This window comes from Variovorax sp. GW823-FHT02B07 (genome assembly GCF_058797695.1).
Genome location: NZ_JBXAJX010000008.1, coordinates 164,366 through 186,319, shown reverse-complemented (window position 1 = coordinate 186,319; position 21,954 = coordinate 164,366). Strand labels below are relative to the sequence as shown.

Genomic DNA, 21,954 nt, shown 5'->3' with positions numbered 1-21,954 from the left:
AAGAGGAGTCCTCGAAAGCAGCCAAGTGCCGAGCAAAGAAATAGTCGCATGTGGCTCTACCTGCATCACACCGCCTCAGACCTCATCGACCTGGACCCCACAACCGGCCGCTGGCGCCCAGTCGACGACGCCGAAAAACCGCCAGGCGCCTCGGTGCTCGCCGACCTCCCCGTCAAAGGCGCCTACACGATCGAGAACGACAAGCGCTACTACAGCTATTGGACGTCCGACGAGAAGTTCGTCTTTCGCACCGACGACGGTGCCGTGTTCGAGATCTGCCAGAAGCGCGACGATGGCTCCGTGGTGATGCTCTCGCCCGTCCTGCGCAGCGAGATCGCGCCTTCGCGGTACGGCGATGGGCGTTTGCGGCAAGGCTTCGGCCAGTTCCGGATGATGAACGCCGCGACAGGCCAAGTCGTCTTCGAGCTGGACTACAACGCCGAGCGCTATCAGCGCCTGTACCAGGCCGACTTCACCGCCGCGGCGGCGGAGCAGGATCTGTCCGACTGGGATTTCTTCATCGCCCTGCAAGGCGCCATCGAGATCTTCGAAGAGCGTGCCGCGTCCGGCCGCGTCGCGTTCTCCGTGCAGGTCGATGGCTCGGCGCAGATCCAGGGGCACCGCATGCGCCGCGATGAACTGCTGTTTGCGGACACGGGCCAGACCTGCCCCCGCTCGGGCGTCTGGGCCTGCCTGACCGACCTGCGCGTGAGCGCGGCGGTCACGCAGGGCGAGCCGATGCCCTCGAACGGCGGGCAGCCGGTGCAATGGGTCTGGAGCCGCCCCGACTGAGCGCTGCCCGCGGCTTTTGACCCCGCCCCAGCCGGGTCACAGACCCTTGCGCATAATTGACGCAAGCTATGACTCTCACCGAACTCAAATATATCGTCGCAGTCGCCCGCGAGCGGCACTTCGGCAAGGCAGCCGAGGCCTGTTATGTGTCCCAGCCGACGCTTTCGGTGGCCATCAAGAAACTCGAGGACGAACTCGAGGTCAAGCTCTTCGAGCGCAGCGCCGGTGAAGTGACCGTGACGCCGCTCGGCGAGCAGATCGTCCAGCAGGCGCAGAGCGTGCTCGACCAGGCCGCCAGCATCAAGGAGATCGCCAAGCGCGGCAAGGACCCGCTGGCCGGCCCGCTGAACCTGGGCGTGATCTACACGATCGGCCCGTACCTGCTGCCCGACCTGGTGCGCCAGGTGATCGCGCGCACACCGCAGATGCCGCTGGTGCTGCAAGAGAACTTCACGGTCAAGCTGCTCGAGATGCTGCGCGCCGGCGAGATCGACTGCGCGATCATGGCCGAGCCTTTTCCCGACACGGGCCTGGCGATGGCGCCGCTGTACGACGAGCCCTTCATGGCGGCGCTGCCCGTGAAGCACAAGCTGGCCGACCGCGAATCGATCACGTCGGAAGAGCTGCAGAGCGAGACGATGCTGCTGCTGGGCACGGGCCACTGCTTCCGCGACCACGTGCTCGAGGTGTGCCCCGAGTTCGCGCGCTTCTCGAGCAATGCCGAGGGCATCCGCAAGAGCTTCGAGGGCTCGTCGCTGGAGACCATCAAGCACATGGTGGCCTCGGGCATGGGAGTGACGCTGGTGCCGCGCCTGTCGGTGCCGGCCGAGGCGCTCAAGCCGAAGGTCAAGGGCCGCAAGGAGCCCGAGCAGATGGTGCGCTACCTGCCCGTGCGCGACGCGCAGGACCGCGACCCGCCGATGCGTCGCGTGGTGCTGGCCTGGCGCCGCACCTTCACGCGCTACGAGGCCATTGCGGCGCTGCGCAACGCGATCTACGCGTGCGAGCTGCCGGGTGTCAAACGACTCTCCTAGCGATTCGGGGCCTTCGCCTACGCGCGGGCTGTTTGGGATCGCTGATCGCTGGGATAGAGTGAAGCTGTTGCGAAGCCGCCTGCCGGCTTTCAGAATTTCGGTGTTGTTCACCCAACTTCAAGAAAGACCCCTCCGCCATGGCCAAACCCTCGAAGAAAACCAAGTCCCCGTCGCCCGCAGCTTCTGCCGGCAAGGTGCCCAAGAAGGGCGGCGCCGTCGTCGCGCAGGAGTCGGGCAGCCGCAATGCGCCGATCATCAACATCGGCATCGAACGCCAGGACCGCGCGGCCATCGCCGAAGGCCTGAGCCGCGTGCTGGCCGACACCTACACGCTGTACCTCACGACGCACAACTTCCACTGGAACGTGACGGGGCCGCACTTCAACTCGCTGCATGCGATGTTCATGACGCAGTACACCGAGCTGTGGGGCTCGACGGACGTGCTCGCCGAGCGCATCCGCGCGCTGGGCCACTACGCGCCGGGCTCGTACGCCGAGTTCAGCAAGATTGCCACCGTGCCCGACGTGCCGCAGACCCCGCCCAAGGCGATGGAGATGGTGCGCATCCTCGTGAAGGGCCACGAGACGGTGTCGCGCATCGCGCGCGAGTTCATCCCGGTGGCCGAAGAGGCCGGCGACGATCCGACCGCCGACATGCTGACCGCGCGCTGCACGGTGCACGACCAGACGGCCTGGATGCTGCGCTCGCTGCTCGAGGACTGATGACGGCCTCCTGATCTCCCTGCACCTGATGTGTGTCGGGAGCCCCTCCAAGAGCGGCACAATGGCCGCTCTTTTTTCGTCTGCCCGTCCGCCGCATGCCTCTCGCCCGCCGTTTTGCGCTCTACCTCGATCTGATCCGCTGGAACCGGCCGGCCGGCTGGCTGTTGTTGCTGTGGCCCACGCTGGGCGCGCTCTGGTTCGCGGCCGACGGCTGGCCCGGCTGGCACCTGCTCGCGGTGTTCACGCTCGGCACCTTCCTGATGCGCAGCGCGGGCTGCTGCGTCAACGACGTGGCCGACCGCGACTTCGACCGCCACGTGAAGCGCACGGCCCAGCGGCCCGTGACGAGCGGTGCGATGTCGGTCAAGGAGGCGTTGGGGCTGGGCGCGGTGCTGGCGCTGCTGTCCTTCGGGCTGGTGCTCACCACCAACCACACGACGGTGCTGTGGTCGTTCGCGGCCCTGGCGATCACGCTGATCTATCCGTTCGCCAAGCGCTTCGTGTCGATCCCGCAGGCGGTGCTGGGCATTGCCTTCAGTTTCGGCATCCCGATGGCCTTTGCCGCGGTGCAGTCGACGGTGCCGGCTTTTGCCTGGTGGCTGCTGGCGGGCAACCTGTTCTGGGTGCTGGCCTACGACACCGAGTACGCGATGGTGGACCGCGACGACGACCTGAAGATCGGCATGAAGACCTCGGCGATCACCTTCGGCCGCTTCGACGTGGCGGCGGTGATGGCGAGCTATGCGATCTTCCTGGCGGTCTGGATCTGGGCCGGTGCCAGCCGGTCGCTGGGGGTGCTCTTCTATCTGGGCATTGCCGCGGCGGTGGCGCAGGCGCTCTGGCACTGGCGCCTGATCCATGACCGCACGCGGGAAGGCTGCTTCAAGGCCTTCCGCGAAAACCACTGGCTGGGCTTCGCGGTGTTCGTGGGCATCGTGGCGGGCTACGCCCTCCGATAGCCCGCCGGGCGGGTCAGCCGCGCCCGAATTCCTCGCCCAGCTCGGCCGCGCGCTTCTGCGCCGCGCGGATGGCGGTCTTGAACTGGCCCTTCACATCGGAGGCCTCGAGCGCGCTCAGGGCCGCGTAGGTCGTGCCGCCCTTGGAGGTCACGCGCTCGCGCAGCACCGACGGCGGCTCGGTCGCACTGTGCGCCAGCGCCGAGGCGCCGGTGAAGGTGCCGATGGCCAGCCGCTGGGCCTGGTCGGGCGTGAGGCCCATCTCGACGCCGGCCTCGGTCATCGCCTCGATGAAATAGAACACGTAGGCCGGGCCGGAGCCCGACATGGCGGTCACCGCGTCGAGCGCGGGTTCGGCGTCGACCCAGATCAGCTCGCCCGTCGGCGCCAGCAACTGGCCGACGCGCGCGCGGTCGGCGCTTTCGACGCCCGGCCGCGCGAAGAGGCCGGTCATGCCCTTGCCGACCAGGGCCGGCGTGTTGGGCATGGCGCGCACCACGCGCTCGGTGCCGAGCCAGCGGGCGATGCTGTCGGACGGGATGCCCGCCGCCACGCTCAGGTGCAGGGCGTCGGCCGCAAAGGCGCGTACCGGACGGGCGGCTTCGGCAAAGGTCTGGGGCTTGACTGCCCACACTACCACGGCGCAGCGCGCGAGGGCCTCGCTGGCCTCGGCCCTGGCGACGATGCCGTAGGACTGGGCCAGCCTGGTGCGGGCCTCTTCGAAGGGCTCGACCACTTCGAAGTTGTCGGCCGCGACGCCTTGCTGGATCAGGCCGCCGATGATGGCGCTGGCCATGTTGCCGCCGCCGATGAAGGCGATGGGGGGCAGGGGGCCCGGCGCGGTGCGGGGCAGGAAGGTCACGGCGATGGTCATGGTCGGTCGGTGTAGGCGAAGGCGAAGGCGGCGAACTGCGTCACTTGCAGCGGGTTGAAATTGTCGTCGCTCACGACCACCAGCAGGCGGCGGCCGTCGGGCAGCGATGGGCCCCAGCACATGCCCTCGGTGTTGTCCAGGCGCGAGAGGCCGAGGGTGGCGAAGTCGGCCACCAGCGTCTTGGCGGCCGGGCGGTGGTTGCCGGGGGCGAGGGCGTCGATGGCGAGCACGTCGTCGGCGGCCCGGGTGTCTATTTCATACAGGCGCAGCGAGTTGCCGGCGCCGGTGGCGTAGGCCCGCTCCAGCACCAGCATGCGGTGGGCGTCGAGCATCAGCACCTCGCTCACGCCGTTGTCGGCGTAGGTGCCCGGCACCAACGGGCGCAGCGGGATGGCGTCAGGCACATAGGCGATCTGGCGCATGGCGCGGCCGGTCGCGAGGTCGACCTGGGTGAAGCGGCAGGGGCCGCCGGGGGCGGTGGTGGTCGGGACGGGGCCGTCCTGGACCAGGGCGTTTTCCATTGCGAGCCAAGCCGACCGGTCGTCGGGCGTGAGGGCCAGGCCCTCGAGTGTCTGGTTGTCGCGCGGGCCGCGGCGCTGGGCCGGGTCGGGGGCGAACATCGCCGGCAGGGTGAATTCGCGCAGGAAGCGGCCATCGCGCGCCGATTCATACAGGGCGGGGCCGAAGCCGCGGGCCAGGTCGCCTTCGCTGGTCCAGAGCAGGGTGCCGGCCGAGGGGCGCAGGCGCAGGGCTTCAGGGTCGGGCACGGGCAGGCCGTCGATTGCCTGGCGCCGCCCGGGCCACGGGCCGCCGCCGGGGCGTTGCAGCTGGACAACGCCGGTGGGCTCCGGGGCGGCGTTGGCCGGCTGGGGCCAGCGCACGGTGTAGCCGCGTACGGGAGCCAGGTCTGACCGGTCATCGCTGAGAAGCAGGTACTCACCTTTAGTGGGGTCGTAGTCGATGCCCGAGAGGCCGCCTGCCGTGGTGCTCTCTACAGAGCGTCGGTGCGCCCAGCGGGCTTCCCCCAGGCGCTGCAGCCGGCCGGTGTCCGGCGCCGGTGTTGCGCTGCGGCAACCCGCAAGCCCCAGCGATCCCAGCCCGAGCAGGCCCGCGCCGCCCGCCAGCAGGCGTCGGCGCAGCAGGGAAGGCGGCGAAACGAGGGGGTGGATGGGGGCGCGCACGCCGCAAAGTCTAGCGGCTGTCGAAGTTCGCGTGATGAGGCAGTTGACATCGCCCGGCATGGGTGCCACAATCGCGGGCTTCGCTTTCAAAAGGCGAAGCTTTCAGCCCAAAGCGGAAGCGTCTCGAGTGGTTCGAGGCGTGGACGACGGGCCCAAGACTGACCGCGGTGTCTCCCTCCTGGAGGCTCATCGGTACAAGTTGGGAATATCAAGAAATGATCCAAACTGAATCCCGGCTCGAAGTGGCCGACAACACGGGCGCGAAATCCGTCCTGTGTATCAAGGTGCTCGGTGGCTCCAAGCGGCGTTACGCCAGCGTGGGCGACGTCATCAAGGTCAGCATCAAGGAAGCCGCTCCGCGTGGTCGCGTCAAGAAGGGCGAGATCTACAGCGCAGTGGTGGTCCGCACCGCCAAGGGCATCCGTCGTGCTGACGGTTCGCTCGTCAAGTTCGACGGCAATGCCGCCGTGCTGCTCAACGCCAAGCTGGAGCCCATCGGCACCCGCATCTTCGGACCGGTCACGCGCGAACTGCGCACCGAGAAGTTCATGAAGATCGTGTCGCTGGCACCCGAAGTTCTCTAAGGACACAACGCCATGAACAAGATTCGCAAAGGCGACCAGGTCATCGTGTTGGCCGGTCGTGACAAGGGCAAGCGCGGCGTCGTGTCGCTGCGCGCAGACGATTCGCATGTGATCGTCGACGGCATCAACCTCGTCAAGAAGCACACCAAGCCGAACCCCCTCAAGGGTACGACCGGTGGCATCGTCGAGAAGACCATGCCGATTCACCAATCCAACGTGGCGATCTTCAATGCTGCGACCGGCAAGGCCGATCGCGTGGGCATCAAGGTCACCCAAGGTGCCGACGGCAAGCGCGTGGCTGTTCGCGTCTTCAAGTCGAGCGGCGACGAAATCAAGTTCGCCTAAGAGGTACTCACATGGCACGTCTCCAACAACACTATCGCGAAAAGATCGCGAAAGACCTGACGGAAAAGTTCGGCTACAAGTCGCCGATGCAAGTTCCGCGTCTCACCAAGATCACCCTGAACATGGGTGTGGGTGAAGCAGTCGCCGACAAGAAGGTCCTCGACAACGCCGTCGCCGACCTGACCAAGATCGCTGGCCAGAAGCCTGTGGTCACCAAGTCGAAGAAGGCCATCGCCGGCTTCAAGATCCGCGAAAACCAGCCGATCGGCTGCATGGTCACGCTGCGTGGCGTGCACATGTACGAGTTCCTGGACCGTTTCGTCACCGTGGCCCTGCCCCGCGTGCGTGACTTCCGCGGTATCTCGGGTCGCGCATTCGACGGCCGTGGCAACTACAACATCGGCGTCAAAGAGCAGATCATTTTCCCTGAGATCGAGTACGACAAGGTCGACGCCCTGCGCGGTCTCAATATCAGCATCACGACGACGGCCAAGACCGACGAAGAAGCCAAGGCGCTTCTCGCTGGCTTCCGTTTCCCGTTCAAGAACTGAGGTGATCTGTGGCTAAAGCATCTTTGATCCAGCGCGAACTCAAGCGCGACAAGCTGGTTGCCAAGTTCGCTGCGAAGCACGCAGAACTGAAGGCAACTTCCAACGACGCGAAGAAGAGCGACGAAGAGCGCGCAGCGGCCCGCCTGGCCCTGCAGAAGCTCCCGCGCAACGCGAACCCCACGCGCCAGCGCAACCGTTGCGAAATCACCGGTCGCCCCCGTGGCACCTTCCGTCAATTCGGTCTGGCCCGCGCCAAGATCCGCGAACTGGCTTTCAACGGCGACATCCCCGGTGTCACCAAGGCCAGCTGGTAAGCCAGGCAGGAGCAAACAACATGAGCATGAGTGATCCCATTGCCGACCTGCTGACGCGTATCCGTAACGCGCAGATGGTGGCGAAGCCCACCGTGTCGGTCCCGTCTTCCAAGGTGAAGATCGCGATCGCACAAGTCCTGAAGGACGAGGGCTACATCGACGGCTTCCAGGTCAAGACCGAAGCCGGCAAGAGCGAACTTGAAATCTCGCTGAAGTACTACGCTGGCCGTCCGGTCATCGAGCGCATTGAGCGCGTGAGCCGCCCCGGCCTGCGCGTCTACAAGGCCAGCACTTCCATTCCGCAAGTCCAGAACGGCCTCGGCGTTGCGATCGTCACGACCCCCAAGGGCGTGATGACCGACCGCAAGGCGCGCGCCACCGGTGTCGGCGGCGAAGTTCTGTGCTACGTCGCCTAACCGAGACATCGAGGAGTTACTGAAATGTCCCGAGTAGGAAAAATGCCGGTCGCCATCCCCGCAGGCGTGGATGTGTCGATCAAGGAAGACCAGATCAGCGTCAAGGGCACGGGCGGCACGCTCAGCCTGGCTCGCAACGCGCTGGTGAATGTCGTCAACAAGGACGGCAAGCTGAGCTTCGAGCCCGCCAACGATTCGCGTGAAGCGAATGCGATGAGCGGCACGATTCGCCAGCTGGTGAACAACATGGTGGTTGGCGTGACCAAGGGCTTCGAGAAGAAGCTCAACCTGGTCGGCGTCGGCTACAAGGCTGCAGCGTCCGGCGCCAAGCTGAACCTGCAAGTCGGTTACTCGCACCCGGTCAACATCGACATGCCGCAAGGCATCACGGTGACCACCGCGACCCCGACCGAAGTGGTGATCAAGGGCGCTGACCGTCAACGCGTCGGCCAGATCGCCGCTGAGATCCGCGCTGTTCGTCCGCCAGAGCCCTACAAGGGCAAGGGCATCCGCTATGCGGACGAGAAGATCGTGATCAAAGAGACCAAGAAGAAGTAAGGGGCAGCAAAATGATGTTGACCAAAAAAGCACAGCGTCTTCGCCGCTCGCGCCAGACCCGCATCCGCATTGCGACGCAGGGCGTGGCTCGCCTCACGGTGAACCGCACCAACCTGCACATCTATGCCACCGTCATTTCCGACGACGGCACCAAGGTGATCGCAACCGCATCGACCGCCGAAGCCGAAGTGCGCGCAGCACTCGGCGCCTCGGGCAAGGGTGGCAATGCCGCCGCTGCCACCGCCATCGGCAAGCGCATCGCTGAAAAGGCGAAGGCTGCCGGCGTCGAGAAGGTCGCTTTCGATCGCGCAGGTTTCGCCTACCACGGCCGCGTCAAGGCGCTGGCCGAGGCAGCCCGCGAAGCCGGTCTGCAGTTCTAATCGGACACGAGATTCAAAATGGCAAAGATTCAAGCAAGAACGCAGAACGAAGGTCCTGAGGACGGTCTGCGCGAGAAGATGATCGCGATCAACCGCGTCACCAAGGTGGTGAAGGGTGGTCGTATCCTCGGTTTCGCAGCGCTGACCGTGGTCGGTGACGGCGATGGCCGCGTCGGCATGGGCAAGGGCAAGTCCAAGGAAGTGCCTGCTGCCGTGCAGAAGGCAATGGAAGAAGCCCGTCGCAACCTGTTCAAGGCTCCGATCAAGAACGGTACGCTGCACCACCAGGTGCAAGGTCACCACGGTGCTGCCACCGTCGTGATGTACCCGGCTCCCAAGGGTACCGGCATCATCGCCGGCGGCCCGATGCGCGCCGTGTTCGAAGTCATGGGCATCACCGACATCGTGGCCAAGAGCCATGGTTCGTCGAACCCCTACAACATGGTTCGCGCCACGCTCGACGGGTTGAAGAACTCGACGACGGCTGGCCAAGTGGCTGCCAAGCGCGGTCTCACCGTCGAAGAAATCTTCGCCTGAGCGCAAGCTCTCGCAAGGCTGAAGGAAGCATTCAAATGACGCAACAACAAACCCTCAAGGTGCAGCTGGTGAAGAGCCCGATCGGCACCAAGGAATCGCATCGCGCGACCGTGCGTGGCCTCGGCCTGCGCAAGCTCAACAGCGTGAGCGAGCTGCAAGACACGCCCGCAGTGCGCGGCATGATCAACAAGATCAGTTATCTGGTCAAAGTTCTGTAAGAGAGACTGATATGGAACTCAATGGCATCAAGCCGGCAGCTGGCGCCAAGCACGCCAAGCGTCGCGTCGGCCGCGGTATCGGCTCCGGCATCGGCAAGACCGCAGGTCGCGGTCACAAGGGCCAGAAGTCGCGCGCAGGCGGTTTCCACAAGGTCGGCTTCGAAGGCGGTCAAATGCCGCTGCAGCGTCGCCTGCCCAAGCGCGGCTTCAAGTCGCACCTGCTGAAGTACAACGCCGAAGTCACGCTGACTGCTCTTGAGCAGCTCGGCCTGGCCGAAGTCGATGTCCTGGCACTGAAGCAAGCCGGCCTCGTGGGCCAGCTCGCCAAGGTCGTCAAGATCATCAAGACCGGCGAACTCACCAAGGCCGTCAAGCTGACGGGCGTGGGTGCGACCGCTGGTGCCAAGGCTGCGATCGAAGCAGCCGGCGGCAGCCTCGCCTGATCACCATCGGACTGAAAGAAGTTCTTCGTGGCAACTAACGCGGCAACGATCGCAAAAACAGGCAAGTTCGGCGACCTCCGTCGTCGGCTCGTCTTTTTGCTGCTCGCGCTCGTGGTCTACCGGATTGGCGCGCACATTCCTGTGCCGGGTATCAACCCGGACCAGCTGGCAGCGTTGTTCCAGGGCCAGCAGGGCGGCATTCTGAGCCTGTTCAACATGTTCTCGGGCGGGGCGCTGTCGCGTTTCACCGTGTTCGCGTTGGGGATCATGCCGTACATCTCGGCGTCGATCATCATGCAGCTGATGACCTACGTGCTTCCGACCTTCGAGCAATTGAAGAAGGAAGGCGAGGCCGGTCGCCGCAAGATCACGCAGTACACGCGCTATGGCGCGCTCGGCCTGGCCCTGTTCCAGTCGTTCAGCATCGCAGTGGCCCTCGAATCGTCGGCCGGTCTGGTGATCGCCCCCGGTTTCGGCTTCCGCCTGACTGCCATGGTGAGCCTGACGGCAGGTTCGATGTTCCTGATGTGGCTCGGCGAGCAGATCACCGAACGCGGCCTGGGCAACGGCATCTCGATCCTGATCTTTGCAGGTATCGCGGCCGGTCTGCCCGGTGCGATCGGCGGCCTGGCTTCGCTGGTGACGACCGGTGCGATGAACCCCATCGTTGCGCTCTTCATCATCGCGGTCGTGGTGCTGGTCACCTACTTCGTGGTGTTCGTGGAACGTGGTCAGCGCAAGATCCTCGTGAACTATGCGCGGCGCCAGGTTGGCAACAAGGTCTACGGCGGTCAGTCGTCGCACCTGCCCCTGAAGCTGAACATGGCCGGTGTGATTCCTCCGATCTTCGCGTCGTCGATCATTCTGCTGCCGGCAACGGTGGTGGGCTGGTTCAGCGCCGGTGACGGTGGCTTCCGCTGGATCAAGGACATTGCCAGCGCACTGCGCCCGGGCGAGCCGATCTACGTGCTGCTGTACGCCGCTGCGATCGTTTTCTTCTGCTTCTTCTACACGGCACTCGTGTTCAACAGCAAGGAAACGGCCGACAACCTGAAGAAGAGTGGTGCGTTCATTCCTGGCATTCGCCCGGGTGACCAGACCGCTCGCTATATCGACAAGATTCTGGTTCGCCTGACGTTGGCTGGCGCGGTGTACATCACCTTCGTCTGCCTGCTGCCCGAGTTCCTGATCCTGAAGTACAACGTGCCGTTCTACTTCGGTGGTACCTCCCTGCTGATCATCGTGGTCGTCACGATGGACTTCATGGCCCAGGTGCAAAACTACATGATGTCCCAGCAGTACGAATCGCTGCTGAAGAAGGCGAACTTCAAGACATCGTAGGGCTGTGAGTTTCAGTATTGAGTCCGGGCGGTAGACCGCCACGTTAAACAGTTTTAGGAGAATGAAATGAGAGTTTCGGCTTCGGTCAAAACCATCTGCCGTAATTGCAAGGTCATCCGCCGTAAAGGTGTGGTGCGTGTGATTTGCACCGACCCGCGCCACAAGCAGCGCCAGGGTTGATTGAAGAGTATTAGAGGACGCACATGGCACGTATTGCTGGCATCAACATCCCGCCGCACAAGCACGCTGAAATCGGCCTGACCGCCATTTTCGGTATCGGTCGCACCCGCGCCCGTCAAATCTGCGAAGCGAGCGGCATCGAATATTCGAAGAAGATCAAGGATCTGACCGACGCCGATCTCGAAAAGATCCGCGACCAGATCGCTCTGTTCACGATCGAAGGCGATCTGCGTCGCGAGACGACGATGAACATCAAGCGTTTGATGGACATCGGCTGCTATCGCGGCTTCCGTCACCGTCGCGGCCTGCCGATGCGCGGCCAGCGCACGCGCACCAACGCCCGCACCCGCAAGGGTCCGCGCAAGGCTGCGCAGTCCCTGAAGAAATAAGGATAGACAAGCATGGCTAAAGCACCTGCAAACAACGCCGCACAGCGCGTTCGCAAGAAGGTTCGCAAGAACGTTGCGGACGGTATCGCCCACGTGCATGCCTCGTTCAACAACACCATCATCACGATCACCGATCGCCAGGGCAACGCCCTGTCGTGGGCTTCGTCGGGTGGCCAGGGCTTCAAGGGCTCGCGCAAGTCGACCCCGTTCGCTGCGCAGGTCGCTTCCGAAGTGGCCGGCCGTGCTGCTGTCGAACAAGGTATCAAGAACCTCGACGTCGAGATCAAGGGCCCCGGTCCTGGTCGCGAGTCGTCGGTGCGCGCCCTGGCTGCGCTCGGCATCCGGATCAATTCCATTGCCGACGTGACGCCCGTTCCGCACAACGGCTGCCGTCCCCAGAAGCGTCGCCGCATCTGATCGTCAGTCCGCAAGGCGCAGCCAGCTTTCGAGCGGCTGCGCATTTGTTTTTTCACTAAGCCCACCGCCATCGGCACATCCGCCGACGGCTCCCGCAGGCAACTGCGGCAGATGACACCAAGGAAATACCGTGGCACGTTACCTCGGCCCCAAGGCCAAACTTTCCCGCCGTGAAGGCACCGACCTGTTCCTGAAGAGCGCCCGCCGTTCGATCCAGGACAAGGCCAAGTTCGACTCCAAGCCCGGCCAGCACGGCCGCACCTCGGGTCAGCGCACCTCCGACTACGGTCTGCAGCTGCGTGAGAAGCAGAAGGTCAAGCGCATGTACGGCGTGCTCGAGAAGCAGTTCCGCCGCTACTTCGAAGAAGCCGATCGCCGCCGTGGCAACACCGGCGCCAACCTGCTGTTCATCCTCGAGTCGCGCCTGGACAACGTGGTCTACCGCATGGGCTTCGGCTCGACGCGCGCCGAAGCACGCCAGCTCGTGTCGCACAAGGCGATCACCGTGAACGGCCAGTCGGTCAACATCCCGTCGTACCTGGTCAAGACCGGTGACGTGATCGCCGTGCGCGAAAAGTCCAAGAAGCAGAACCGCATTGTCGAAGCGCTGCAACTGGCCCAACAAGTCGGCATGCCGGCTTGGGTCGATGTGAACGCCGACAAGGCCGAAGGCACCTTCAAGAAGGTCCCGGATCGCGACGAATTCGCAGCCGACATCAACGAATCGCTGATCGTCGAACTGTATTCGCGTTGATTTTCTCTACCCGCCTGCGCGTCCTTGCGCCGGCGGGAGATTGATATTGTTGTTCACGTTCCTGCTCCGCACTCTGTTGCGGATCAGGCGCTTCACCAGCCTTACCGGTGTAACGAGCCGGGGGTATTGAGAGGAAGTCTGCATGCAAACCACCCTGCTGAAACCCAAGACCATCCAGGTCGAGCAACTTGCCGCCAACAAGGCCAAGGTCACGCTCGAACCTTTCGAGCGCGGCTACGGCCACACGCTCGGCAACGCGCTGCGTCGCGTTCTGCTGTCGTCCATGGTCGGCTACTCGGCCACCGAAGTCACGATCGCTGGCGTTCTGCATGAGTACTCGTCGATCGACGGCGTGCAGGAAGATGTCGTCAACATCCTGCTGAATCTCAAGGGCGTGGTGTTCAAGCTCCACAACCGCGACGAAGTTACGCTGAGCCTGCGCAAGGACGGCGAAGGCCCGGTCCTCGCATCGGACATCCAGACCCCGCACGACGTCGAGATCATCAATCCTGACCACGTGATCGCGCACCTGTCGCAAGGCGGCAAGCTCGACATGCAGATCAAGGTCGAAAAGGGTCGCGGCTACGTGCCCGGCACGATGCGCCGCTACGCGGACGAGCCGACCAAGTCGATCGGCCGCATCGTCCTCGACGCATCGTTCTCGCCCGTCAAGCGCGTGAGCTACACCGTCGAAAGCGCCCGCGTCGAACAGCGTACCGACCTGGACAAGCTGCTGGTCGAGATCGAGACCAACGGTGCGATCAGCGCCGAAGACGCGGTTCGCGCATCGGCTAAAATCTTGGTCGAGCAGCTCGCCGTGTTTGCGCAGCTCGAAGGCGGCGAACTCGCTGCATTCGATGCACCCGCACCGCGCAGCGCCCAGCAGTTCGATCCGATCCTGCTGCGCCCTGTCGACGAACTCGAACTGACGGTGCGCTCGGCCAACTGCCTGAAGGCCGAAAACATCTACTACATCGGTGACCTGATCCAGCGCACCGAGAACGAGCTGCTCAAGACCCCGAACCTGGGTCGCAAGTCGCTCAACGAAATCAAGGAAGTCCTCGCTTCGCGCGGCCTCACCCTTGGCATGAAGCTCGAAAGCTGGCCGCCGGCTGGTCTCGACAAGCGTTGATTTGAATTTTTGAGAAATCGGCCCCTGAAAAGGGCCAGTGCACCGGACAGTACCTGACACGGCTGTCTGTTTTTATAAAGTAAAGGAAAGCACCATGCGTCACGGACACGGACTCCGCAAACTCAACCGCACCAGCTCGCACCGCCTCGCGATGCTGCAGAACATGATGAATTCGCTCATCGAGCACGAAGTCATCAAGACCACGGTCCCCAAGGCCAAGGAACTGCGCCGCGTCATCGAGCCGATGATCACGCTCGCCAAGAAGCCCACGCTCGCCAACAAGCGCCTGGCCTTCGACCGCCTGCGCAGCCGCGACAGCGTCGTCAAGCTCTTCGGCGAACTCGGCCCGCGTTTCGCAGCGCGTCCGGGCGGCTACACCCGCATCCTGAAGATGGGTTTCCGCGTGGGCGACAACGCCCCGATGGCGCTCGTCGAACTGGTCGACCGTGCTGAAATTAAAGATGCTGGCGCTGAGCAAAACGCCGCTGAATAAGCTATAATTTATACTTGCCGCGCGATGGAGCAGCCTGGTAGCTCGTTGGGCTCATAACCCAAAGGTCGCAAGTTCAAATCTTGCTCGCGCAACCAATTTAAAAGGCCCTTTGAGAAATCAAAGGGCCTTTTTCTTTGGCCGAATTCTTTTGGAAATTTCCAGTCGAAATTCCACACAAAAAAAGCCCTCGCGAAGAGGGCTTTTCTGTTTCTGGACGAGCCCCACAAAGAGGCCGGTCTCGAGAACGTGCGCCGCAGCGGCGATCGAAGACTGCGCTGACGCACAGCCCAAGCGCAGGATCAGTCCGGAATGACCGCTGTCACCTCGATCTCCACCTTCGCGCGGTGTTCCACCAGCGCCGCCACCTGCACGCAGGTCATGGCCGGGAAGTTGCGGCCCAGCGCGTCGCGGTAGACCGGGCCGAGCTCGGACAGGCGCCGGCTGTACTCGTCGCGGTCCGTCACGTACCAGGTCATGCGCACCATGTGCTCGGGGCCTGCCCCGGCTTCGCGCAGCACCTCGGCGATGTTGCGCAGCGCCTGGCCGCACTGGTCGATGAAGTCGTCGGATTCGAATTGCTGCTGGGCATTCCAGCCGATCTGGCCGCCGACGAACACCTGGGTGCCGCGCGCCGCGATGCCGTTTGCGTAGCCCTTCGGGGGCAGCCAGCCCGGAGGCTGAATGAGTTTGTTCGTCATGATGGTGTGTTGCTGTTGAGTTGTCTCAATTTGAAGCGCTGGAGTTTGCCGGTTTCGGTGCGCGGCAGCGCCGTCACGAACTCGATCTCCCGCGGGTACTTGAAGGGAGCGATGGTGGCTTTCACGTGGTCCTGGAGGGCCTTCACCATCGCTGCGTCGCCGGTGTTGCCGGGCTTGAGCACGCAGAAGGCCTTCACGATCATGCCGCGGTCGGTGTCGGGCTTGCCGATCACGCCGCACTCGGCCACGGCCGGGTGCTTGAGCAGCGCATCCTCCACTTCCGGGCCGCCGACGTTGTAGCCGGCCGTGATGATCATGTCGTCCGCACGCGCTTGATAGAAGAAGTAGCCGTCGTCATCCTGCACGAAGGAGTCGCCGGGGTAGTTCCAGCCGTTTTTCACGTAGTCGCCCTGGCGCGGATCGTCGAGGTAGCGGCAACCGACCGGGCCTTGCAACGCCAGCTTGCCGACTGTGCCGCGCGGCACCTCGTTACCCTGGTCGTCGACCACCTTGGCCGTGAACCCCGGCACCGCCTTGCCGACGGCGCCGCGGCGCACTTCGTCGCCGGCGGCAGAGATGTAGATGTGGAACACCTCGGTGCCGCCGATGCCGTCGAGCATCTCGATGCCGGTGGTCTCCTTCCAGAGCTGGCGCGTGGCGTCGGGAAGCGCCTCGCCTGCGCTCACGCAGATGCGCAGGCTCGGCGCCCCGTGCTGCCGGACGAAGGGCGCCATCTGGCGATAGAAGGTGGGCGCGGTGTAGCAGATGGTCGCGCCGACCTCGTTGATGAGCTTCACGAGCGCTTCGGGCGAGAAGGCGCCCTCGGGAAAGTACACCGACGCACCGGCCCACATCGGGAAGACCAGCAAGCCGCCGAGCCCGAAGGTGAAGGCCAGCGGCGGCGTGCCGACCACGATGTCGTCGCTGCGCGCACGCAGCACGTGGCGCGGCCAGGTCTGGCACATGGCGACCACGTCGCGGTGCGTGGTGACGGGCGCCTTGGGCTTGCCCGTGGTGCCCGAGGTGAAGGCCAGCAGCGCGATGTCGTCGGCCGCCGTGGGGCAGGCCTGGAACACACCGCTCTTGCTTGCCGCGCGCGCCGACAGCGAATCGGGTGCATCGGGCTGGTTGAAGGCGATCACCGTCGCGAGCACCGGGTGCGCCTGTTGCGCGGCCACCAGCTCCTCGAGCAGGCGGCCTTCGCATAGTGCGGCCACGGGTTGCGATTTCTCGATGATCTCGCCGAGCTCCTTGGCGCGCAGCAGCGGCATCGTCGCCACCGCGATCAGCCCGGCCTTGACCACGGCCAGCCACGACAGCGCCATCCACACCGAGTTGCCGCCGCGCAGCAGCACGCGGTTGCCGGGCACGAGCCCGAGATCCTCGACCAGCACCTGGGCGATGCGGTTCACCTCGACGCCCGCCTGGGCGTAGGTGAGCACGCCGGCGGGCGAGCGCAGCATCGGCCGGTCGCCGAAGCCCTTGGCGACCGCCTTGTCCAGCAGCTCCTCGACCAGGTTCAACTGGTCGGGGAACTGCAGCTCGGGCAGGTCGTAGCGAAAGACCGGCAGCTGCGCGGCAGGCGGCAGGCGGTCATGAACGAAGCGATCGACTTGGGCAGACACGGTTTCACCCCCGCAAAACGGATTTGCCGATGATCAGTTGCTGGACTTCCGTCGCGCCTTCGTAAATGCGCAGCGAGCGGATGTCCCGGTACAGGCTTTCGATCTTGGTGCCGACCTTCACGCCGAGGCCCCCATGCATCTGCAGCGCCATGTCGATCACGCGGCTCGCGTTCTCGGTGGCGCACATCTTGGCCATGGCCGCGGCAGCCGACACGTCGCCGACCGCCGGCGCGCCGCGGCGCTCGGCGTCGTCACGCATCCAGGCGGCGCGGTAGGTGAGCAGTGCGGCGCTGTCGATCAGCGCGGCCATCTCGCCGAGCTTGGCCTGCGTGAGCTGGAAGTCGGCCAGCGTCTGGCCGAACATGCGGCGGCCCTTGGCATGCGCGATGGCTTCGGCGAGCGCACGGCGCCCCATGCCGAGTGCGGCCGCGGCCACCGAGGCGCGGAAGATGTCGAGCGTGCGCATCGCGAGCTTGAAGCCGCCGTTGAGCGTGCCCAGCTGCGCGGTACGCGGCACGACGCAGTTGTCGAAGCGCAGGGTGGCCAGCGGGTGCGGCGCCATCACGTCGATGTGGGCCGAGGTGTCGAGCCCCGGTGTCGTCGCGTCGACGATGAACACCGTGATGCCGCGCGTGCCGGCCGTCGGGTCGGTCTTGGCGAACACGCAGTAGAAGTCGGCGATGCCGCCGTTGCTGATCCAGGTCTTCTCGCCGTTCAGGCGCCAGCCGTCGGCGGTGGGCTCGGCGCGCATCGCCATCGCTGCCACGTCGGAGCCGGCTTCGGGTTCGCTGAGCGCGAAGGCCGCGATCTTCGCGCCCTTGCCGACCGCCGTGAGGTACTGCGACTGCTGCTCGGGCGTGCCGTCCAGCGTGATCGCGCCGCTGCCCAGGCCCTGCATCGCGAACGCGAAGTCGGCCAGTGGCGAGTGGTAGCCGAGCGTTTCGCGCAGCAGCACGAGCGCACGCGAATCGAGGCGTTCGAGCGCGCCGCCGGCACTGCCGGGCACCGCGTAGCGCAGCCAGCCGGCGTCGCCGAGGCGGCGCACCCATTCGCGGCAGGCCGCGCGGTCGTCGCGCTCATCGATCTCCTGGGCGGCGCACCAGGGCAGCAGGTCGTTGGCGAGCGCGCGGTGCGCGTCGTCGAAGAACGGCAGCGCGAGGTGCGCGGTCGAAGGTGGGGCAGGAATCTTGGTCATCATGCGCGTCAGTCTCCGCCGAACACCGGCTTGCGCTTGGCCGCGAAGGCCTCGTAGGCGCGCTTGAAGTCTTCGGTCTGCATGCAGATCGCCTGCGCCTGCGCTTCGGCCTCGATGGCCTGGTCGATGGTCATCGACCATTCCTGCGACAGCATGGTCTTGGTCATGCCGTGCGCGAAGCTCGGACCTTCGGCCAGGTCGCGCGCGACCTTGGTGGCGGCGTCGAGCAGCGAGGCGCTGTCGTGCAGTGCGTTGAAGAAGCCCCAGGCCTGGCCTTCTTCGGCGGTCATGGCGCGGCCGGTGAACAGCAGCTCCGAGGCGCGGCCCTGGCCGATCACGCGCGGCAGCAGTGCGCAGGCGCCCATGTCGGCACCGGCCAGGCCCACGCGGGTGAACAGGAACGCGGTGCGCGTGGCGGGCGTGCCGTAGCGCAGGTCGCAGGCCAGCGCGATCATCGCGCCGGCGCCGGCGCACACGCCGTCGATCGCGCCGACGATCGGCTGCGGGCAGTTGCGGATGGCCTTCACGAGGTCGCCCGTCATGCGCGTGAACTCGAGCAGCTCGGGCATGCGCATGCCGGTCAGTGGGCCGATGATTTCATGCACGTCGCCGCCCGAGCAGAAGTTGCCGCCGGCGCCGGTGACGACGATCACCTTCACGTCGGTTGCGTAGGTCAGCGCGCGGAACAGGTCGCGCAGCTCGGCGTACGAGTCGAAGGTCAGCGGGTTCTTGCGCTCGGGGCGGTTCAGCGTGATGGTGCCGACGCCGGCCTCGAAACGCCAGGCAAAGTGCTCGGCCTTGTAGTCGGCCTTGGGTTCGAATTGCGCGCGCATGGGATTGCTTGCGCCGATGTAGTGCTTCATGCGGTCTCCGCCAATTGGCTGCTGTGGGAATGTTGCTTGACCTTGCCGAGCAGCTTGTGAAGCTGCGCGATCTCCTTGGGGTTGAGGCTCGAGAAAGCCTCGACGATCCAGTCTTCGTGCTGCTGCGCCATCTCGTTGAAGAGCTTGCGTCCGCGCGGCGTGAGGCGCACGCGCCAGGCGCGGCGGTCGCCCTCGACGTTGATGCGCTCCACCAGCCCTTCGGTCACGAGCTGGTCGGTGATGCCGGTGACGTTGCCGCCGGTGACCATCATGCGGCGCGAGAGCTCGTTCATCTTCAGCCCGTCGGGCGAGCGCTCGAGTTGCGACATGAGATCGAAGCGCGGCAGCGTGGTGGCGAACTGCGCGCGCAGCCCGTTGCGCACCTGCTTTTCCACCAGCTGCGTGCAGGTGAGCAGGCGCAGCCAGAGGCGCAGCGCCTCGGGGTGCTCGCTGTGGGCGCGTGCTTCGAGGTCCATGTCAGTGCGTCTCTTCGGCGTCGGCCGCGCGGCCCGCGGCAGCGGTGGCCGCGGCGATCTGCTGCTGCTTGGCGATCTCGCGGTACATCTGGTCGCGGCCGCTCAGGTACTGTTTGGGCCAGTCGACGTCGCGGCTTTGCAGCTTGGCCGCTTCGTGCAGCGTCCACGCCGGGTCGGCCAGGTGCGGGCGCGCCACGGCGCACAGGTCGGCGCGGCCGGCCGCGATGATGCTGTTGGCCTGGTCGGCGTCGGTGATGGCGCCCACCGCGATGGTCGAGATGCCGACCTCGTTGCGGATGCGGTCGGCGAACGGCGTCTGGTACATGCGACCGTACACGGGCTTGGCGGCGCGCGTGGTCTGGCCCGAGGACACGTCGATGAAGTCCGCGCCGGCCTCCTTGAAGAGGCGCGCGACCACCACGGCGTCGGCGTCGGTGTTGCCGCCGGGCGCCCAGTCGTGCGCGGAGATGCGCACGCTCATCGGCTTGTCGGCCGGCCACACGGCGCGCATCGCGCGGAACACTTCGAGCGGGTAGCGGCAGCGCGCTTCGATGTCGCCGCCGTACTCGTCGGTGCGCAGGTTGGTGAGCGGGCTGATGAAGGCCGACAGCAGGTAGCCGTGCGCGCAGTGCAGCTCGAGCCAGTCGAAGCCGCACTCGACCGCGCGGCGCGTGGAATCGACGAACTGGTCGCGCAGCGTGTCCATCTCGGCGCGCGTGATCGCGGCCGGCAGCTGGTTCTGTTCGCCGTAGGGCAGGGCGCTCGCGCCGAGCACGGGCCAGTTGCCGCTTTCGAGCGGCTCGTCGGTGCCTTCCCAGCCCACGCGCGTCGAGCCCTTGGGGCCGCTGTGGCCGAGCTGGATCGCGATCTTGGCGCTCGACTGCGTGTGTACGAAGTCGACGATGCGCTTGAACGCGGCCTGCTGCGTGTCGTTGTACAGGCCCGTGCAGGCCGGCGTGATGCGGCCTTCGGGCGTGGGGCTCGTCATTTCGACGCACACCATCGCGGCGCCGCCGAGCGCGCGTGCGCCCAGGTGCACCAGCAGGAAGTCTTGCGGCACGCCGTCGACCGCGCTGTAGGTCGCCATCGGTGAGACCACGATGCGGTTCTTCAGCTCGAGGCCGCGCACCTTCAGCGGCATCAGCATCGGCGCCACGGCCTTGCCGCCCGCCAGCCACTGCTCGTAGCCGCCGAGCCATTGCGTGTCGCGCACGCGCAGGTTCTCGTGGCTGATGCGCTGCGAGCGCGTGAGCAGCGAGTAGGCGAACTGCTCGATCTCCATGCCCGTGTAGCGCGGCACGTTCTCGAACCATTCGGTGGAGTTGCGCGCGGCGTTCTGGATCTTCAGCACCTCGACGCTGCGACGCGCTTCATAGCCTTCGAGCACATGGTCGACGGTGCCGCCCTGCGCGAATTCGTTGGCCAGGTCGATCGCGTCCTCGAGTGCGAGCTTGGTGCCCGAGCCGATCGAGAAGTGCGCCGTGTGCGCGGCGTCGCCCATGAGCACGACGGGCACCGAGCGGCCTTCGACGTCGATGCGGTGCGTCCAGCGCTCGCACACCACGCGCGGAAAGCGGATCCAGTTGGCCGAGCCGCGCAGGTGCGTGGCGTTGCTGATGAGCGCGTGGCCGCCCAGGTACTTGGCGAACAGCTTCTCGCAGAAGGCGATGGCCTCGGGCTGCTCCATCTGGTCGAGGCCGTGGGCCTTCCACACGGCTTCGGGCGTCTCGACGATGAAGGTCGAGGTCTTGTCGTCGAACTGATAGGCATGCGCCTGGAACCAGCCGTGCTCAGTCTGTTCGAAGGCGAAGGTGAAGGCGTCGAAGGTCTGGTGCGTGCCCAGCCAGACGAAGCGGCAGTTGCGCAGGTCGATGTCGGGCTTGAACACGTCGGCATAGCGCTGGCGGATGCGGCTGTTGAGGCCGTCGCTGGCAATGACCAGGTCGGCCTTGTACTGCGCGGCAATGGCCTGGTCGTCGGTGGCGTCGGTCTCGAACACCAGCTCCACGCCGAGCTCGAGGCAGCGTTCCTGCAGGATGTTCAGCAGGCGCTTGCGGCCGATGCCGCAGAAGCCGTGGCCGCCCGAGCGCACCTGGCGGCCCTTGAAGAAGACCTGGATGTCGTCCCAGTGGTGGAACTCGTTGCCGATGAGCGCGGCCGTGGGGCCGTCGGCCTCGCGCAGGTTGCCCAGCGTCTGGTCGCTGAGCACCACGCCCCAGCCGAAGGTGTCGAAGGGGCGGTTGCGTTCGACCACGGTGATCTGCAGCGCCGGGTTGCGGGCCTTCATCAGCAGGGCGAAATACAGGCCGGCTGGACCCCCACCGATGCACAGGATGCGCTGGAGGTCCGAGGCGGGCGCGAGGCGGGGGGAGGTCAAGCTGTTCATGGTTGAATAGTTTAGGCATAAACAATCTGTTGTCAACGAGGGCTTCTCTGCAGAGGCTCCCGGCCCGCGCGGCTGCGCGATGTCATGCAAATCCTTGGAA

General features: G+C 65.4%; 29 protein-coding genes and 1 tRNA gene. 22 read left to right on the top strand and 8 right to left on the bottom strand.

Going from position 1 to position 21,954, the window contains the following annotated elements; translation table 11 throughout:
* Nucleotides 1-48 precede the first annotated feature (48 nt).
* The 4 genes from AC1RGU_RS28110 to ubiA all read left to right on the top strand — a co-directional run bounded on the left by AC1RGU_RS28110 (nt 49) and on the right by ubiA (nt 3,507).
* Nucleotides 49-792 carry a hypothetical protein gene (locus tag AC1RGU_RS28110; RefSeq protein ID WP_492699497.1) on the top strand — a complete coding sequence of 248 codons (744 nt, stop codon included), beginning with the start codon at nt 49-51 and terminating at the stop codon, nt 790-792.
* A gap of 68 nt (nt 793-860) precedes the next feature.
* Entirely contained in the window at nt 861-1,826 is a 966-nt protein-coding gene (locus AC1RGU_RS28105; RefSeq protein WP_062474802.1) for a LysR substrate-binding domain-containing protein, read from the top strand.
* Between the two features lie 137 nt (nt 1,827-1,963).
* Complete coding sequence (locus tag AC1RGU_RS28100; protein ID WP_369630563.1) at nt 1,964-2,548, top strand: Dps family protein; 585 nt, start codon at nt 1,964-1,966, stop codon at nt 2,546-2,548.
* Nucleotides 2,549-2,643: 95 nt separating this feature from the next.
* A complete protein-coding gene (gene ubiA / locus AC1RGU_RS28095) occupies nt 2,644-3,507 on the top strand; it encodes a 4-hydroxybenzoate octaprenyltransferase (RefSeq protein WP_492699494.1) in 864 nt (287 codons plus the stop codon).
* Between the two features lie 13 nt (nt 3,508-3,520).
* On the opposite strand, the gene proC is transcribed toward ubiA, so the two are convergent.
* Together proC and AC1RGU_RS28085 are read right to left on the bottom strand one after the other, a co-directional pair.
* Entirely contained in the window at nt 3,521-4,378 is an 858-nt protein-coding gene (proC, locus tag AC1RGU_RS28090) for a pyrroline-5-carboxylate reductase (RefSeq protein ID WP_369630561.1), read from the bottom strand.
* A complete protein-coding gene (locus AC1RGU_RS28085) occupies nt 4,375-5,559 on the bottom strand; it encodes an esterase-like activity of phytase family protein (protein WP_492699492.1) in 1,185 nt (394 codons plus the stop codon). Before AC1RGU_RS28085 ends, proC begins: the two co-directional genes overlap by 4 nt.
* A 215-nt stretch (nt 5,560-5,774) precedes the next feature.
* On the opposite strand from AC1RGU_RS28085, the gene rplN reads away from it, so the two are divergent.
* From rplN to AC1RGU_RS27995, 18 genes are all read left to right on the top strand, one after another.
* Nucleotides 5,775-6,143, top strand: coding sequence for a 50S ribosomal protein L14 (gene rplN / locus AC1RGU_RS28080; protein ID WP_009124801.1), 369 nt, complete (start codon nt 5,775-5,777; stop codon nt 6,141-6,143).
* Between the two features lie 12 nt (nt 6,144-6,155).
* Nucleotides 6,156-6,488, top strand: coding sequence for a 50S ribosomal protein L24 (gene rplX, locus AC1RGU_RS28075; protein ID WP_062474813.1), 333 nt, complete (start codon nt 6,156-6,158; stop codon nt 6,486-6,488).
* A gap of 11 nt (nt 6,489-6,499) precedes the next feature.
* Nucleotides 6,500-7,039 (top strand): 50S ribosomal protein L5, encoded by a 540-nt coding sequence (gene rplE, locus AC1RGU_RS28070; protein WP_056576993.1) that lies wholly within the window; start codon nt 6,500-6,502, stop codon nt 7,037-7,039.
* An 8-nt stretch (nt 7,040-7,047) separates the two neighbouring features.
* Nucleotides 7,048-7,353, top strand: a complete 306-nt coding sequence (gene rpsN, locus AC1RGU_RS28065; RefSeq protein ID WP_056576989.1) for a 30S ribosomal protein S14 — start codon at nt 7,048-7,050, stop codon at nt 7,351-7,353.
* A gap of 20 nt (nt 7,354-7,373) precedes the next feature.
* The gene (gene rpsH, locus AC1RGU_RS28060; RefSeq protein WP_062474816.1) at nt 7,374-7,769 is read left to right on the top strand and encodes a 30S ribosomal protein S8; all 396 of its coding nucleotides are present in this window, start codon (nt 7,374-7,376) and stop codon (nt 7,767-7,769) included.
* 24 nt (nt 7,770-7,793) lie between these two features.
* Complete coding sequence (gene rplF, locus AC1RGU_RS28055; RefSeq protein ID WP_062474819.1) at nt 7,794-8,327, top strand: 50S ribosomal protein L6; 534 nt, start codon at nt 7,794-7,796, stop codon at nt 8,325-8,327.
* A 14-nt stretch (nt 8,328-8,341) separates the two neighbouring features.
* Entirely contained in the window at nt 8,342-8,707 is a 366-nt protein-coding gene (gene rplR, locus AC1RGU_RS28050; protein WP_056577252.1) for a 50S ribosomal protein L18, read from the top strand.
* 18 nt (nt 8,708-8,725) lie between these two features.
* Nucleotides 8,726-9,244 (top strand): 30S ribosomal protein S5, encoded by a 519-nt coding sequence (gene rpsE / locus AC1RGU_RS28045; protein WP_056576983.1) that lies wholly within the window; start codon nt 8,726-8,728, stop codon nt 9,242-9,244.
* Nucleotides 9,245-9,279: 35 nt separating this feature from the next.
* The gene (gene rpmD / locus AC1RGU_RS28040) at nt 9,280-9,462 is read left to right on the top strand and encodes a 50S ribosomal protein L30 (RefSeq protein ID WP_019653974.1); all 183 of its coding nucleotides are present in this window, start codon (nt 9,280-9,282) and stop codon (nt 9,460-9,462) included.
* 11 nt (nt 9,463-9,473) lie between these two features.
* A complete protein-coding gene (rplO, locus tag AC1RGU_RS28035) occupies nt 9,474-9,905 on the top strand; it encodes a 50S ribosomal protein L15 (protein WP_056576982.1) in 432 nt (143 codons plus the stop codon).
* 27 nt (nt 9,906-9,932) lie between these two features.
* Nucleotides 9,933-11,246 (top strand): preprotein translocase subunit SecY, encoded by a 1,314-nt coding sequence (secY, locus tag AC1RGU_RS28030; RefSeq protein ID WP_056576979.1) that lies wholly within the window; start codon nt 9,933-9,935, stop codon nt 11,244-11,246.
* Nucleotides 11,247-11,312: 66 nt separating this feature from the next.
* Entirely contained in the window at nt 11,313-11,426 is a 114-nt protein-coding gene (rpmJ, locus tag AC1RGU_RS28025) for a 50S ribosomal protein L36 (RefSeq protein ID WP_013544106.1), read from the top strand.
* Between the two features lie 23 nt (nt 11,427-11,449).
* Entirely contained in the window at nt 11,450-11,815 is a 366-nt protein-coding gene (gene rpsM, locus AC1RGU_RS28020; RefSeq protein WP_013544105.1) for a 30S ribosomal protein S13, read from the top strand.
* A gap of 12 nt (nt 11,816-11,827) precedes the next feature.
* On the top strand, nt 11,828-12,232 hold the full coding sequence (rpsK, locus tag AC1RGU_RS28015; RefSeq protein WP_009124825.1) for a 30S ribosomal protein S11: 405 nt from the start codon (nt 11,828-11,830) through the stop codon (nt 12,230-12,232).
* Nucleotides 12,233-12,362: 130 nt separating this feature from the next.
* Nucleotides 12,363-12,986 carry a 30S ribosomal protein S4 gene (gene rpsD / locus AC1RGU_RS28010; RefSeq protein WP_056576976.1) on the top strand — a complete coding sequence of 208 codons (624 nt, stop codon included), beginning with the start codon at nt 12,363-12,365 and terminating at the stop codon, nt 12,984-12,986.
* Between the two features lie 142 nt (nt 12,987-13,128).
* Nucleotides 13,129-14,118, top strand: a complete 990-nt coding sequence (locus AC1RGU_RS28005) for a DNA-directed RNA polymerase subunit alpha (RefSeq protein ID WP_056576973.1) — start codon at nt 13,129-13,131, stop codon at nt 14,116-14,118.
* Between the two features lie 94 nt (nt 14,119-14,212).
* Nucleotides 14,213-14,611, top strand: coding sequence for a 50S ribosomal protein L17 (gene rplQ / locus AC1RGU_RS28000; protein WP_056576970.1), 399 nt, complete (start codon nt 14,213-14,215; stop codon nt 14,609-14,611).
* A gap of 18 nt (nt 14,612-14,629) precedes the next feature.
* Nucleotides 14,630-14,706, top strand: a tRNA-Met gene (locus AC1RGU_RS27995).
* Between the two features lie 204 nt (nt 14,707-14,910).
* Here AC1RGU_RS27995 and AC1RGU_RS27990 read toward each other — a convergent pair.
* From AC1RGU_RS27990 to AC1RGU_RS27965, 6 genes are read right to left on the bottom strand one after another with little or no spacing between them, the layout of a single operon-like run.
* The gene (locus AC1RGU_RS27990) at nt 14,911-15,309 is read right to left on the bottom strand and encodes a RidA family protein (RefSeq protein ID WP_056576966.1); all 399 of its coding nucleotides are present in this window, start codon (nt 15,307-15,309) and stop codon (nt 14,911-14,913) included.
* On the bottom strand, nt 15,306-16,934 hold the full coding sequence (locus AC1RGU_RS27985; RefSeq protein WP_492699490.1) for an AMP-binding protein: 1,629 nt from the start codon (nt 16,932-16,934) through the stop codon (nt 15,306-15,308). The genes AC1RGU_RS27990 and AC1RGU_RS27985 overlap by 4 nt, the downstream gene beginning before the upstream one ends.
* A gap of 4 nt (nt 16,935-16,938) precedes the next feature.
* A complete protein-coding gene (locus AC1RGU_RS27980; RefSeq protein ID WP_307582028.1) occupies nt 16,939-18,132 on the bottom strand; it encodes an acyl-CoA dehydrogenase family protein in 1,194 nt (397 codons plus the stop codon).
* 5 nt (nt 18,133-18,137) lie between these two features.
* Nucleotides 18,138-18,992: an enoyl-CoA hydratase family protein gene (locus AC1RGU_RS27975; protein WP_492699487.1), complete on the bottom strand. Its 855-nt coding sequence runs from the start codon at nt 18,990-18,992 to the stop codon at nt 18,138-18,140.
* Nucleotides 18,989-19,468: a MarR family winged helix-turn-helix transcriptional regulator gene (locus AC1RGU_RS27970; protein WP_056576953.1), complete on the bottom strand. Its 480-nt coding sequence runs from the start codon at nt 19,466-19,468 to the stop codon at nt 18,989-18,991. The genes AC1RGU_RS27975 and AC1RGU_RS27970 overlap by 4 nt, the downstream gene beginning before the upstream one ends.
* Before the next feature lies 1 nt (nt 19,469).
* Entirely contained in the window at nt 19,470-21,854 is a 2,385-nt protein-coding gene (locus AC1RGU_RS27965) for a bifunctional salicylyl-CoA 5-hydroxylase/oxidoreductase (protein ID WP_095747154.1), read from the bottom strand.
* Nucleotides 21,855-21,954: the final 100 nt, after the last annotated feature.

Bases quoted from the DNA above. Each gene is read 5' to 3' on its own strand.
- rpmD (WP_019653974.1), top strand. From the start codon at position 9,280: ATGACGCAACAACAAACCCTCAAGGTGCAGCTGGTGAAGAGCCCGATC.
- AC1RGU_RS27970 (WP_056576953.1), bottom strand. From the start codon at position 19,468: ATGGACCTCGAAGCACGCGCCCACAGCGAGCACCCCGAGGCGCTGCGC.
- rplN (WP_009124801.1), top strand. From the start codon at position 5,775: ATGATCCAAACTGAATCCCGGCTCGAAGTGGCCGACAACACGGGCGCG.
- AC1RGU_RS28110 (WP_492699497.1), top strand. From the start codon at position 49: ATGTGGCTCTACCTGCATCACACCGCCTCAGACCTCATCGACCTGGAC.
- AC1RGU_RS27980 (WP_307582028.1), bottom strand. From the start codon at position 18,132: ATGATGACCAAGATTCCTGCCCCACCTTCGACCGCGCACCTCGCGCTG.
- ubiA (WP_492699494.1), top strand. From the start codon at position 2,644: ATGCCTCTCGCCCGCCGTTTTGCGCTCTACCTCGATCTGATCCGCTGG.
- rplR (WP_056577252.1), top strand. From the start codon at position 8,342: ATGTTGACCAAAAAAGCACAGCGTCTTCGCCGCTCGCGCCAGACCCGC.
- AC1RGU_RS27990 (WP_056576966.1), bottom strand. From the start codon at position 15,309: ATGACGAACAAACTCATTCAGCCTCCGGGCTGGCTGCCCCCGAAGGGC.
- rpsH (WP_062474816.1), top strand. From the start codon at position 7,374: ATGAGCATGAGTGATCCCATTGCCGACCTGCTGACGCGTATCCGTAAC.
- AC1RGU_RS28005 (WP_056576973.1), top strand. From the start codon at position 13,129: ATGCAAACCACCCTGCTGAAACCCAAGACCATCCAGGTCGAGCAACTT.
- rpmJ (WP_013544106.1), top strand. From the start codon at position 11,313: ATGAGAGTTTCGGCTTCGGTCAAAACCATCTGCCGTAATTGCAAGGTC.
- rpsE (WP_056576983.1), top strand. From the start codon at position 8,726: ATGGCAAAGATTCAAGCAAGAACGCAGAACGAAGGTCCTGAGGACGGT.
- rplQ (WP_056576970.1), top strand. From the start codon at position 14,213: ATGCGTCACGGACACGGACTCCGCAAACTCAACCGCACCAGCTCGCAC.
- rplX (WP_062474813.1), top strand. From the start codon at position 6,156: ATGAACAAGATTCGCAAAGGCGACCAGGTCATCGTGTTGGCCGGTCGT.
- AC1RGU_RS27975 (WP_492699487.1), bottom strand. From the start codon at position 18,992: ATGAAGCACTACATCGGCGCAAGCAATCCCATGCGCGCGCAATTCGAA.
- rplF (WP_062474819.1), top strand. From the start codon at position 7,794: ATGTCCCGAGTAGGAAAAATGCCGGTCGCCATCCCCGCAGGCGTGGAT.
- rpsK (WP_009124825.1), top strand. From the start codon at position 11,828: ATGGCTAAAGCACCTGCAAACAACGCCGCACAGCGCGTTCGCAAGAAG.
- rpsM (WP_013544105.1), top strand. From the start codon at position 11,450: ATGGCACGTATTGCTGGCATCAACATCCCGCCGCACAAGCACGCTGAA.
- AC1RGU_RS27965 (WP_095747154.1), bottom strand. From the start codon at position 21,854: ATGAACAGCTTGACCTCCCCCCGCCTCGCGCCCGCCTCGGACCTCCAG.
- AC1RGU_RS28100 (WP_369630563.1), top strand. From the start codon at position 1,964: ATGGCCAAACCCTCGAAGAAAACCAAGTCCCCGTCGCCCGCAGCTTCT.
- rplO (WP_056576982.1), top strand. From the start codon at position 9,474: ATGGAACTCAATGGCATCAAGCCGGCAGCTGGCGCCAAGCACGCCAAG.
- rplE (WP_056576993.1), top strand. From the start codon at position 6,500: ATGGCACGTCTCCAACAACACTATCGCGAAAAGATCGCGAAAGACCTG.
- AC1RGU_RS28105 (WP_062474802.1), top strand. From the start codon at position 861: ATGACTCTCACCGAACTCAAATATATCGTCGCAGTCGCCCGCGAGCGG.
- proC (WP_369630561.1), bottom strand. From the start codon at position 4,378: ATGACCATCGCCGTGACCTTCCTGCCCCGCACCGCGCCGGGCCCCCTG.